At 57.2% G+C, this 12,628-nt stretch carries 9 protein-coding genes; 6 read left to right on the forward strand and 3 right to left on the reverse strand.

All coding sequences use genetic code 11. From position 1 onward, the window contains the following. Positions 1 to 121: 121 nt before the first annotated feature. The 4 genes from umuC to dcuR all read left to right on the forward strand — a co-directional run bounded on the left by umuC (position 122) and on the right by dcuR (position 4,544). Entirely contained in the window at positions 122 to 1,390 is a 1,269-nt protein-coding gene (umuC, locus tag AC6I7J_RS11550) for a translesion error-prone DNA polymerase V subunit UmuC (protein ID WP_498007228.1), read from the forward strand. A 156-nt stretch (positions 1,391 to 1,546) separates the two neighbouring features. Next, complete coding sequence (gene msrA / locus AC6I7J_RS11555) at positions 1,547 to 2,083, forward strand: peptide-methionine (S)-S-oxide reductase MsrA (protein WP_141495537.1); 537 nt, start codon at positions 1,547 to 1,549, stop codon at positions 2,081 to 2,083. 114 nt (positions 2,084 to 2,197) lie between these two features. Then, a complete protein-coding gene (locus AC6I7J_RS11560; protein ID WP_058769658.1) occupies positions 2,198 to 3,832 on the forward strand; it encodes a sensor histidine kinase in 1,635 nt (544 codons plus the stop codon). Further along, positions 3,825 to 4,544 (forward strand): two-component system response regulator DcuR, encoded by a 720-nt coding sequence (gene dcuR / locus AC6I7J_RS11565; RefSeq protein ID WP_021506339.1) that lies wholly within the window; start codon positions 3,825 to 3,827, stop codon positions 4,542 to 4,544. Before AC6I7J_RS11560 ends, dcuR begins: the two co-directional genes overlap by 8 nt. On the opposite strand, the gene AC6I7J_RS11570 is transcribed toward dcuR, so the two are convergent. Both AC6I7J_RS11570 and AC6I7J_RS11575 read right to left on the reverse strand, forming a co-directional pair. Further along, the gene (locus tag AC6I7J_RS11570) at positions 4,538 to 5,503 is read right to left on the reverse strand and encodes an FAD:protein FMN transferase (RefSeq protein WP_058769657.1); all 966 of its coding nucleotides are present in this window, start codon (positions 5,501 to 5,503) and stop codon (positions 4,538 to 4,540) included. The two genes, dcuR and AC6I7J_RS11570, sit on opposite strands and share 7 nt — an antisense overlap. A 50-nt stretch (positions 5,504 to 5,553) precedes the next feature. Further along, complete coding sequence (locus tag AC6I7J_RS11575) at positions 5,554 to 8,334, reverse strand: flavocytochrome c (RefSeq protein WP_021506341.1); 2,781 nt, start codon at positions 8,332 to 8,334, stop codon at positions 5,554 to 5,556. A gap of 605 nt (positions 8,335 to 8,939) precedes the next feature. Here AC6I7J_RS11575 and AC6I7J_RS11580 point away from each other — a divergent pair. Beyond that, positions 8,940 to 10,451: an anion permease gene (locus AC6I7J_RS11580; protein ID WP_058769656.1), complete on the forward strand. Its 1,512-nt coding sequence runs from the start codon at positions 8,940 to 8,942 to the stop codon at positions 10,449 to 10,451. A 164-nt stretch (positions 10,452 to 10,615) separates the two neighbouring features. After that, a complete protein-coding gene (gene fumA / locus AC6I7J_RS11585; protein ID WP_058769655.1) occupies positions 10,616 to 12,259 on the forward strand; it encodes a class I fumarate hydratase FumA in 1,644 nt (547 codons plus the stop codon). Between the two features lie 71 nt (positions 12,260 to 12,330). Here the strand turns inward: fumA and AC6I7J_RS11590 are convergent, their stop codons facing one another. Then, positions 12,331 to 12,495 (reverse strand): hypothetical protein, encoded by a 165-nt coding sequence (locus AC6I7J_RS11590; protein ID WP_498005725.1) that lies wholly within the window; start codon positions 12,493 to 12,495, stop codon positions 12,331 to 12,333. Between the last annotated feature and the right edge of the window lie 133 nt (positions 12,496 to 12,628).

The following is a 12,628-nucleotide window of genomic DNA, read 5'->3' on the forward strand; positions in this document are numbered from 1 at the left end:
TGTAACCACTCTGTTCTTTTCCCCCATAAGCAACCTGGCCGGACAGATCGATTTCTGCTTCTCATTTTTCCTGCATCTGACCTATACTGTTTTTATATACAGTATTTTCAGGGTACCGATGATGTATGCATTGGTCGACGTAAACTCTTTCTACGCCAGCTGCGAAACCGTGTTTCGCCCGGATCTGCGCGGCAGGCCGATCGTGGTGCTGTCAAACAATGATGGCTGCATTATCTCGCTGAGCCGCGAAGCGAAGGCGCTCGGCATCAAAATGGGTGCGCCCTGGTTTAAACATCGCGACGAGCTGATGCGTCATCAGGTGGTGGTGTTTTCATCTAACTATGCGCTGTACGGCAACATGTCGGCGCGCGTGATGGAGACGCTCGAGCGGCTGGCGCCGCGCGTAGACGTCTATTCGATTGATGAGGCCTTTCTTGATGTCAGCGGAATTGAAGGCTACACCTCGCTGACACGCTTTGGACAGCAGGTACGTGACTGCCTGTGGAAAGAGACGCACCTGAAAGTGGGCGTCGGCATCGCGCCAACGAAAACCCTCGCCAAGCTGGCTAACTGGGCGGCCAAACGCTGGACCAAAGCCGAAAACGTCATGGACCTCTCTGATCCGGCACGCCAGCGCGGCCTGATGCAGCGGGTAGGCGTAGAGGAAGTGTGGGGCGTCGGCCGCCGTTTATCGAACAAGCTGAACCTGATGGGCATTCAAACCGCTCTGCAGCTGGCGGAGACGCCCACTGCGCTGATCCGCAAGCATTTCGGTGTGGTGCTGGAGCGCACCGTGCGCGAGCTGCGCGGCGAACCGTGCCTGGCGTTTGAAGAGGTGATTCCGCACCGGCAAAATATCCTCTGCTCGCGCTCGTTTGGCGATCGCATTACCGATTATCAGGATATGCGCGAAGCCATCGCCAGCTATGCGGCACGCGCAGCGGAGAAACTGCGCAGCGAGCGCCAGTATTGCCGCTACATCGGCACCTTTATCCGCACCAGCCCGCACGATCCGCATCAGCCCTACTATGCCAACGCCGCCAGCCAGACGCTGATTACCCCTACCGCCGACAGCCGCGACATCATTCAGGCCACGCTCAACTGCCTGGATCGCATCTGGATCCCCGGCAAGCGCTACCTGAAAGGCGGCGTAATGCTGGGCGACTTTTTCAGCGACGGGGTGGCGCAGCTTGATATGTTTGCTGACTATCAGCCGCGCCGTAACAGCGATCAGCTGATGGCGCTGATGGATAAGATCAACGCCCACCAGCGCGGTGCCCTGTGGTTTGCCGGTCAGGGCATTCAGAAACCCTGGGCGATGAAACGCGACATGCTGTCTCCGGCTTACACCACGCGTATTAGTGACGTGCCGCGCGTGAAGGCAAAGTGATGCTGCACGCCACCAGCCCAGGCCGTTTACGCGTGATGAGCGAGCAGCGTCGGGCTAAGCCGCGCCAGGTTGCGCCAGAAATGTTAACAGAAAGCGGCTTGAATTCAGCGTGCTGAACCCCCACTCTAACGCTTTCGCCCTGACAGGAGTAAAACAATGGCAACCGAATATGCGATTATCGCGGGTGGCTGTTTCTGGTGCACCGAAGCAGTATTCAAAGATGTGATTGGCGTCGAGTCAGTTGAAAGTGGTTACACCGGCGGTGAACGTCCTAATCCCACCTACGAGCAGGTGTGCAGCGGCGCGACCGGCCACGCCGAAGCGATTCGCGTAGGCTTCGATCCGGAGAAAGTGAGCTACGGCGATCTGCTGGACATCAGCTTTGCCACCCACGATCCTACCCAGCTGAACCGTCAGGGTAATGATGTCGGCACCCAGTACCGTTCGGCGATTTTCCCGGCTAACGCGGAGCAGGAAGCCGAAGCGATTGCGGCGATTGCCCGCGCGCAGGAAGATCACAGCGAGCCGGTGGTGACCACCATCGAGCCGCTGAAAGCCTGGTACCCGGCAGAAGATTATCATCAGGATTACTGGGACGGTGCCGGCCAGCGCAACGGTTACTGCCTGGCGGTGATCCCGCCGAAGCTGCAGAAACTGCGTAAAAGCTTCGCTAACCGGGTGAAACAGGGTTAACCCGCCCGCTCTCCCCCACGAAAGGTCGTCATCGCTGACGGCCTTCCTGCATTTAGCGCGACCCGCTGCGGATTATCCGTCATAATAGCCCCCCGTTTTCCGCAGAGCACGACCATGATCTCACCACAGCAAGCCACGCCAGTGCGCAGGCGACCGATGAAGCTCAACACCCTGGTGACGCTGATGCTCAGCGCGGTGATTGTGCTGGTGCTGCTGAGCGTACACATGTTTTATTTCTTCCAGATTGGCGCCGCGACGCGCAGCCAGCTGGAGGATAAAGCCATGGCGGTGGCGCGCACGCTGGCGAAATCACCCGAAATTCAGCAGGCGCTGCGCCTGCCGCCCGACCGGGCCGCTATCCAGCCCATCGCCAAAGCGGTGGAAGAGAGCAACCATCTGCTGTTTATCAGCATCACCAACATGGATGGCATCCGCTACTCACACCGTAATCCGGAGCTGGTGGGCAAACACTTTATCGGCCCGGACATCGAACCGGCGCTGCGCGGCAACGAGAATGTCTCCGTGAATCAGGGCTCGCTGGCCAAATCGCTGCGCGTGTTTACCCCGGTGTATGACGCCCAGCAGCGGCAGATTGGCGTGGTGGCCATTGGCATCTCGCTGGAGGCGGTCACCGACCAGATCAACCAGAGTCGCTGGAGCATTCTGTGGACCATTCTGATCGGCACTTTTGCCGGCGCGGTTGGCACCTTCATTCTGGTGCGCGTGCTGAAGCGTATCCTGTTCGGCCTCGAGCCATACGAAATTTCCACCCTGTTTGAGCAGCGCCAGGCGATCCTTAACTCCGTCAAGGAAGGCGTGGTGGCGATGGACGATCAGGGCGAGGTGACGCTGGTCAATCAGGCGGCGCGCCAGCTGCTGAGCGATAAAATGGGCAGCAGCGTGGTGAGTACCGCGCGCATTTATGATGCCTCGGTGATCGACCAGCATCTGCAGGAAGTGCTTAACGGCGGTCGCGCACGGCGCGATGAGGAGCTCAACGTCAATGGCCGACTGCTGCTGAGCAACACCGTGCCGGTGCGCAGTCAGGGACGCATTATCGGCGCGGTCTGCACCTTCAGGGACAAGACCGAAATCAGCCAGCTGATGCAGCGTCTGACCGGCATGGTAAACTATGTTGATGCCCTGCGTGAGCGCTCGCACGAGTTCATGAATAAGCTGCATGTGATCCTCGGCCTGCTGCACATGAAAAATTATGCGCAGGTAGAAGCCTATATTCTGAAGACCGCTAATAACTATCAGACGGAAATCGGCTTCCTGCTGGAGAAGATCAAATCACCGGTGATTGCCGGTTTTCTGCTCAGCAAAATTAACCGCGCCTCTGATTGCGGCCATCGCCTGACCATCAGCGATGCCAGTTACCTGCCGGACAGCGGCAACGAGCAGCAAATGGCGGCACTGATCACCGTGGTCGGCAATCTGGTGGAGAATGCGCTGGATGCAATGAGTGAGCAGACCGAGGGCGAAATCCACGTCATGCTGCACTATCAGAACGGCTGGCTGACCTGTGAAGTGAGCGATGACGGACCGGGCATTGCGCCGCAGCATCTGGCAACCGTGTTCGACAAGGGCTTCTCCACCAAAGGCGAGGATCGCGGGGTCGGCCTGTTCCTGCTGAAACAGCAGACGGAGCACCTCGGCGGCAGCGTCAGCGTGGAGTCCGAGCCCGGCGTGTTCACCCAATTTTTAGTCCAACTTCCGTGGGATGGAGGAACCAAACCGCATGATTAACGTGTTAGTGGTCGACGATGACGCCATGGTGGCCGAGCTGAACCGCAGCTTTATCGGCCAGGTGCCGGGCTTTCACTGCGTGGGTACCGCCGCGACGCTGCAGCAGGCGCGCGAGTTCCTGTTTAATAGCGAAACGCCGATCGACCTGGTGCTGCTCGATATCTATATGCAGCAGGAGAACGGGCTCGATCTGCTGCCGGAGCTGCGCCAGGCGCAGAGTTCAGTGGAAGTGATCATCATTTCGTCAGCGGCCGACGCGGAGAACATCAAAACCTCGCTGCACTACGGCGTGGTCGACTACCTGATCAAACCGTTCCAGTTCCCGCGTTTTGAAGAGGCGCTGACCGGCTGGCGGCAAAAAAAATCGCTGATGGACAACCAGCACTACTATCAGCAGTCGGACCTCGATCTGCTGATGCACGGCAGCCCGGCCACCCAGCACGACAACAAACGGCTGCCGAAAGGCTTAACGCCGCAGACGCTGCGCACGCTGTGTCAGTGGATTGACGCCCATCCCGGCCATGAGTTTTCCACCGACGAGCTGGCGGCAGAGGTGAACATTTCGCGCGTTTCGTGTCGCAAATACCTGATCTGGCTGGCGCAGATTAATATTCTGTTCACCAGCATTCACTACGGTGCCACCGGCCGCCCGGTGTATCGCTATCGCCTGCAGCCGGAGTACCATTCGCTGCTGCAGCAGTACTGTCAGTGACGCAGCTGCCAGCTGAAATCCAGCTGGCTGAAGCGGAAATGGCGCGCCGGCGAGCAGATAATCTGCCGATCGCGGGTGACAAACACCGCGTCGATGTCAGGCTGGCCGGCGAGATACGCCAGCCCCTGCTCTGGGCCCATGCCGTACAGCAGCGTGGTATAGATATCGCCATCCAGCGAGCGATCGGCAATCACCGTCACGCTCAATAACGCATTGTCCAGCGGATAACCGGTGCGCGGATCAAAGATGTGATGCCAGCAGCGGCCGTCGCGTTCAAAGTAGCGCTCATAAATCCCGGACGTCACCACCGATTTGCCCTGCACCTGCAGCGTACCCAACAGCTCATCGTCCCGGCCAAACGGTTTTTTGAGCCCGATGCCCCAGCCCTGCGGCTGATGCGGCGGGCTGCCGAGCGTCTGCACATTGCCACCGAGATTAATCAGCGCCTGCGCAACACCCTGCTGACGCAGAAATGCCTGCACCACATCGGCGATGTAGCCTTTCGCAATGGCACCCAGATCGATCTCCATGCCCGGCAGCGGCAGAAACACCGAGTGCTGTTCGGCATCCAGTACCACCTGATGCGGATCGGTCAGGCGCAGCAGCGCCTCAATCTCCGCTGCGGGCGGCACTTCACGTCCCTGAAAACCAATCTTCCAGCGTTTCACCACCGGACCGATGGTGAAGTTAAACGCGCTGTCCGGCAGGATGCTCACCGCGTGCGCCACGCTAATCAGCGCAAAAACCGGCGCGCTCACCACCACCGGATGGCGTCCGGCGGCCTGATTAATGGCCATCACTTCGGATTCGGCGCGGTTGACGGTAAACAGGTTTTCCTGCTGTTTGATCAGGCGAAAGACCTGGCTGGCCAGCGTAGGATTGTCTTCGAACAGTTTGAGCAGAATGGGCGAACCCATGAGGACGGCAGAATAGGAATGGACGCCAGCGTCGCTTGTCATTGTGGCCCCGCAAGAGAACGATGCCCGCAGGGCGCGGGCATCGTGATAGCTTAGTTACCTAACGCCAGTTTAGCGGCATTACGGCCCGCTTTGATACCAAAGATAATGATATCGGCGACGGCGTTACCGCCGATGCGGTTCGCACCGTGGATGCCGCCGACCACTTCACCCGCCGCCCAGGCACCAGGAATCACCTGTTTCTGCGCGTCAAGCACCGCGGTCTCGGTGTTGATGGTCACGCCGCCCATGGTGTGGTGCACGCCCGGTGCGATACGAATCGCGAAGAACGGACCCTGATTGAGCGGATGACGCAGTGCGGTGGCACGGCCAAAGTCTTCGTCTTTCTGGTTAATCACAAACTCATTGTAACGGCCCAGCGTGCTTTGCAGCGTTTCCTGATCCATGTTGAGTTTCACCGCCAGCTCGTGTGGCGTTGGCGCGCTAATCACAAAGCCTTTAGCGATGTATTCATCCGCCGCTTTGTTGTTGGCACGTACCTGCTCATCGAACACGATCCACGCGCTTTTTTCCGGCAGCGCGATAATCTCGGCAGAAACTTTGTCACGGGTTTCCATTTCATTGTAGAAACGCTTACCGGCCTGGCTGACCAGAATCGCCCCGCCGCCGCGCATCGCTTCGGAAATCAGGTACGAGGTGGTCTGCTCAACGGTTGGGTGAATCTGGATTTCACCCATGTCGACGGTCTCGGCGCCAATTTTCTGCAGCATGGCGATACCGCTGCCGGTGGCGCCTTTGTGGTTGGTGGTGACGAAACCATCCAGCTCCGGACGGTATTTCACCACCATCTCGCGGTTGGCACTGAAGCCACCGGTGGCCACAATCACGCTTTTCGCATTCAGGATGCGGCTGTCGTTGTACTCATCGACCACTTTCACGCCGGTCACCGCACCGTTTTCAAACAGGATCTCGGCCACTGAGGTTTCCAGCAGCACTTCGATGTTGCGCTGGTTAACGTTTTTCACCAGGCCGCTAATCAGGAAGCCGCCCACCGCCGAGCGATCTTCCGGACGGTGCGTACGGTCAATGCTCATGCCGCCGGTGATGGTGATATCACTCAGCTCAATGTCTTTCGCCGCCAGCCACTCAATGGCTTCTGGCGCACGCTCAACGAACTCACGCAGCAGCACCGGATTGTTTTTGAATTTGCCGCCTTTCAGCGTTTCCTCGTAGAACAGCTCTTTGCTGTCTTCGATGCCTTTCAGTTTCTGATAACGGGTTTCCGCCGCGTTCATCCCCACCGACGCTTTGATGGTGTTACCGCCAATGGTGGGCATCTTCTCAATGATCACCACGCGCGCGCCGTCATCGTGCGCCTGAATCGCCGCCGCCAGACCGGCCCCGCCGGTACCAACCACCACCACATCGTAATTGACCGGCGCATTCGGGTTACCGCCCTCTTCAATCACATACTCTTTGCTGGAGGTGGTGAGCGCGCGCGATACCGCTTTCTTCAGCGCCTCACTCTGCGTGGTAGCGCCGGTAATGGCATCGACGTGCGGACTGTTCGCCACCAGAATACGTTCACGCAGGCTTTCAAAGGTGCTGGTGAAATCGACGTCGAGGTTAGGATCCGGCACCAGCGAGATGTCGGTGATACGGTCGGTGTCGAGCGTCACGTTGATCTTCAGCTTCAGCGCTTCGGCTTCCACTTTCGCCTGGTAAACGCCGGCTTTGTACTTACGATGGCCATCGCTGACGTCACGGATCATCGCATCCACCAGCGAGAAGCGCCACAGCGGTTCCGGAATGGTCAGCGCTTCGCGTTTGGTGCTGTCGATGTACAGATCCATGTGCTCGTTTTTGATGATGCGATCGGCCCAGTCCGGATAGGCAATACAGGCTTTACCAATCGCCACCAGATCGAAGCCCGAGGCCAGCGCCAGTTCGGCATCCTCTTTGTTCACCACGCCGCCAACGCCAATCACCGGCACTTTCGCCAGCGTCGCCGAGCGCTGTTCAATGTATTTGCTGATTAACGGCGTCGGATCCTGGGTGTCGACAATCGACGGACGCAGCAGCTGGCCGACGGAGAAGTGCACGTAATCCAGCCCGCGTGCCGCCAGTTTTTCCAGCAGGTACAGCGTGTCGTCCCAGCGGATACCGGGCACTTCCAGCTCTTCCGGCGAGAAGCGATAGCCAATGATGAAATCCGCTGCGGCGAAGCGCTCCGCCATTTTGTGGGTGATTTCCAGCACTTCCAGCGGGAAGCGCGCGCGGTTGTCGCGGCTGCCGCCCCATTTGTCGTCACGCTGGTTAGAGTTAGGCGAGTAGAACTGCTGAATCAGGTAGGTGTTAGCGCCGTGGATCTCCACGCCGTCGAAGCCAGCTTTGATGGCGCGGTTCACAGCATCACCAAACTTGGTGATCATCACCTCAACTTCTTCCGCCGTCAGCGCCTGCGGGGTGCTGGCACCTTCACGCGGCGCGGCGATAGCGCTGGGCGCGACCGGGGTTTTCCCGCCGATCAGCGCCGGCTCAACCATGCGGCCGCCGTGGTAAATCTGCAGAATGGCTTTAGAACCCTGGGACTTGATGGCGTGCGCGATTCTGGCCAGGCCAGGGATTTTGTTGTCGCTGTCGATGCCGATAGCGCCCGGGAACGCCGGACCGCGGTTATCGATAAAGGCGCACTCGACGATCACGGTGCCGATGCTGCCGGCACGCACGCGATAATACTCAACGAGATCGCTGGTCACGCCGCCGTCGTAATAGCCGGTACAGGTGGTCATCGGGGCCATCACCAGGCGGTTTTTCAGCACCGCCCCTTTCGGTAATGTCAGCGGATTAAGAATCGGGGTGAGCGTATTCATGATGAGCAACTCCAGAATTAAGAAATCGTGTATTCAATTCTTTGGCAGTTCGGAGGTCTTTATAATTAATTTAAGTGGTCCGACTTCATGGTATAAATATACCATTTTATTTAGTTACATAACCCAGAATGTTAGTTATATAAGTTTTACGCGTGAAAATACTTTTTATTGCTCATTGCTGAAATCCGCGCTCCGCTAAGTTTTAACCAATACTTGACAAAAATCAACTTTTTCCTTACATTTAAAACAAATAACGTAATATCAAAGAGATAAAAAGCACCTTTCGCCCGATTCTGGCGGTATTTTTGCCGTTCCGTTCACTTTTAACACATATTTTACACCTGTTGGTTCATTTATTACGGCGCAAAACGTTAAAACAAAAAACCCGCTAATAATTTTATTGATCCAGATCAAAATAGATATTTTAATTAATCGCATCATAGCGTCATTCAATTGATAATTCGCGAAGCAAAATTGCAATAACGAAGATTTATGTAAAAGACACTTTAAAACGTCCCGGTTGATCTGCTACAAGCGTTTCGTAACTAAAAAAATCAACCCGACCGGGCCGTCAATCGCATTCCCATAACTTGCAGACCAAAACTATGAATACACAAACAACCCAGAGTGAACCCCTAAAGGCGCCACCTGCCGCACCGGGGAAAAAGAACCGGCTAGTCATGTTGTGCCTGCCGATCGTGGTTGCCGTGCTGTTGCTGCTGGTACCTACCCCTGCCGGGCTGGAGCCGTATGCATGGCACTTCTTCGCCATCTTCGTCGGGGTGATTGTCGGCCTGATCTTCGAACCGCTGCCGGGCGCGGTCATCGGCCTGACCGGTGTGGTGATCATCGCGCTGTTCAGCCAGTACGTGCTGTTCAGCCCGGCAGAACTGGCCGATCCGAAGTTCAAAACGGCCGGACAGGCGTTTAAATGGGCGGTGAGCGGCTTCGGCAACTCCACCGTGTGGCTGATTTTCGGCGCCTTCATGTTTGCCGCCGGCTACGATAAAACCCAGTTTGGTCGCCGCCTGGCGCTGATTCTGGTGAAATATCTCGGCCGTCGCAGCCTGACGCTCGGCTATGCCATCACCTTTGCTGACCTGCTGCTGGCACCGTTCACGCCGTCGAACACCGCGCGCAGTGGCGGCACCATTTATCCCATCATCGCCAACCTGCCGCCGCTGTACGGTTCTAAACCCAACGATCCGAGCGCGCGCAAAATTGGTTCTTACCTGATGTGGGTTGCCATCACCGCTGCCTGTATCACCAGCTCAATGTTCCTCTCCGCGCTGGCCCCTAACCTGCTGGCGCTGGCGCTGGTAAAAAGCGTGGTTGGCTTTGATATCTCGTGGGGCATGTGGTTCCTCGCCTTCCTGCCGCTGGGGATCCTGCTGATTCTCACCATGCCGCTGCTGGCTTACTGGCTCTATCCACCAGAAGTGAAAGTGAATGACGAAGTGCCACGCTGGGCTAAAGCCGAGCTGGAGAAACTGGGTCCGCTGTCGCGCAATGAAATTCTGCTGCTGGTGTTCGTGGTCGCTGCGCTGATGATGTGGATCTTCGCCACTGCATGGATTGAACCGGCGATGGCCGCCCTGCTGGTTATCGTGCTGATGCTGTGGACCGGCGTGCTGAACTGGAACGACATCACCAGCAACAAAGCCGCCTGGAACACCTTCGCCTGGTTTGCCACGCTGGTCGCACTGGCTGATGGTCTGGCGCGCGTGGGCTTCATCGCCTGGCTGGGTAAAGAGGGTGCGCTGCTGCTGCACGGCTACGACCCGCAGGTGTCTGCGGTGGTACTGCTGGTGGCCTTCTACCTGCTGCACTATCTGTTCGCCAGCACCACGGCGCACACCACCGCCCTGCTGCCTGCCATGCTGACCATTGCCGCCTCGATTCCGGGCATCAACATGCCGGTGTTCTGTCTGATGATGTGTACCTCACTGGGTGTGATGGGCATTATCACCCCGTACGGCACGGGCCCAAGCCCGATTTACTACGGTAGCGGCTACCTGCCAACCAAAGACTACTGGCGTCTCGGTACCATCTTTGGTGCCCTGTTCCTGGTGGCGCTGATGGTCATTGCCTATCCGTGGATGGTGATGATGTTCTGATGATGTTGCTTTGATGTTAAAAACGCAGCCGCGTAATAACGTTAAAGTGGTATGATACTCGCCAGTCAGCTCTTGCCGCGGACTGGCGAGAGAAAATCGAATAACAGATCGCCTAATTTGTCGCCCGTCATGCTGGCGGGCAACACGAAGCTAAGTGAGCCAACATGTCGAACAAACCCTTCTACTACCAGAATCCCTTTCCTCTCGCCAAAGATGATACCGAGTACTATCTGCTGAGCCGCGACCATGTTTCGGTGGCCAACTTTGACGGCGAAGAAGTCTTGAAAGTCGACCCGAAAGCGCTGACGCTGCTGGCGCAGCAGGCGTTCCACGATGCCTCTTTTATGCTGCGCGCCTCACATCAGCAGCAGGTGGCGTCAATTCTGGCGGACGATGAAGCCAGCCAGAACGACAAATACGTGGCGCTGCAGTTCCTGCGCAACTCGGAAATCGCCGCCAAGGGCGTGCTGCCGACCTGCCAGGACACCGGTACTGCCATCATCATGGGTAAAAAAGGCCAGCGCGTCTGGACCGGCGGTGGCGATGAAGCTGCGCTGTCTCAGGGCGTTTACAACACCTTTATCGAAGATAACCTGCGCTACTCGCAGAATGCGCCGCTCGATATGTACAAAGAGGTCAACACCGGCACCAACCTGCCGGCGCAGATCGATCTCTACAGCGTTGACGGCGACGAATACAAATTCCTGTGCATCGCCAAAGGTGGCGGTTCTGCTAACAAAACTTATCTGTATCAGGAAACCAAAGCGCTGATCACACCAGCGAAGCTGAAAAACTACCTGATTGATAAAATGATGTCGCTCGGCACGGCGGCCTGCCCGCCGTACCACATTGCGTTTGTGATTGGCGGCACTTCCGCTGAAAGCACGCTGAAAACCGTGAAACTGGCGTCAACCCACTATTACGACTCGCTGCCGACCGAAGGCAACGAACACGGTCAGGCGTTCCGCGACGTGCAGCTGGAACAGGAACTGCTGGAAGCCTCGCAGAAACTCGGCCTCGGCGCGCAGTTTGGCGGTAAGTATTTTGCTCACGATATCCGCGTGGTGCGTCTGCCGCGTCACGGCGCATCCTGCCCGGTGGGCATGGGCGTTTCCTGCTCGGCTGACCGCAACATCAAAGCCAAAATTAACCGCGAAGGCATCTGGATCGAGAAGCTGGAAGACAACCCAGGCCGCTATATCCCGGAAGCGCTGCGTCAGCAGGGCGAAGGCGAAGTGGTCAGCGTCGATCTCAATCGCCCAATGAGCGAGATCCTCGCCCAGCTTTCCGCTTACCCGGTGGCAACGCGTCTGTCGCTGAACGGCACCATCATCGTGGCGCGTGATATTGCGCACGCCAAACTGAAAGAGCGCATCGACAACGGCGAAGGTCTGCCGCAGTACATCAAAGATCACCCGGTGTACTATGCAGGCCCGGCGAAAACGCCGGAAGGTTACGCGTCCGGTTCACTCGGTCCGACCACCGCCGGCCGCATGGACTCCTACGTCGATCTGCTGCAGGCTAACGGCGGCAGCATGGTGATGCTGGCCAAAGGTAACCGCAGCCAGCAGGTCACGGATGCCTGCCATAAACACGGCGGCTTCTATCTGGGCAGTATTGGCGGCCCGGCGGCGGTGCTGGCGCAGCAAAGCATTAAGAGTCTGGAGTGCGTGGAGTATGCTGAACTGGGCATGGAAGCGATCTGGAAAATTGAAGTGGAGAACTTCCCGGCGTTCATCCTGGTGGATGACAAAGGCAACGACTTCTTCCAGCAAATCCACAACCAGTGTGCTGCCTGCGTGAAATAAGCCGGCCAGCAATAAAAAAATCCGCGGCGTAAAAGCTGCGGATTTTTTTTGTCTGCCAGACCCTGCGGCGCTCACACACCGCGCAGCTGCACGTCCAGCAACAGATCGGCATCGTCGTCGTTCTGGCCAATCACGTAGATTGCCTGGCGGCCCGGCAGATTTACGGTAATGATATTCTCTTCGACCGCATCCAGCACTTCGTCGTGCTGCTCCTGAAATTGGTACAGGGTGTTCATCTTCTCTCCTTAAAAACGGTGCGTTACTGTATAAACTCACGTCTCTTAATATCGACAAGACGCGTCTTAATAACAGGGGGAATAATCTGTTTTTTCTGTCAGCACTGTGACAGGGCTGTGTGACGTTGCCATG

This window comes from Type-C symbiont of Plautia stali (assembly GCF_059730935.1).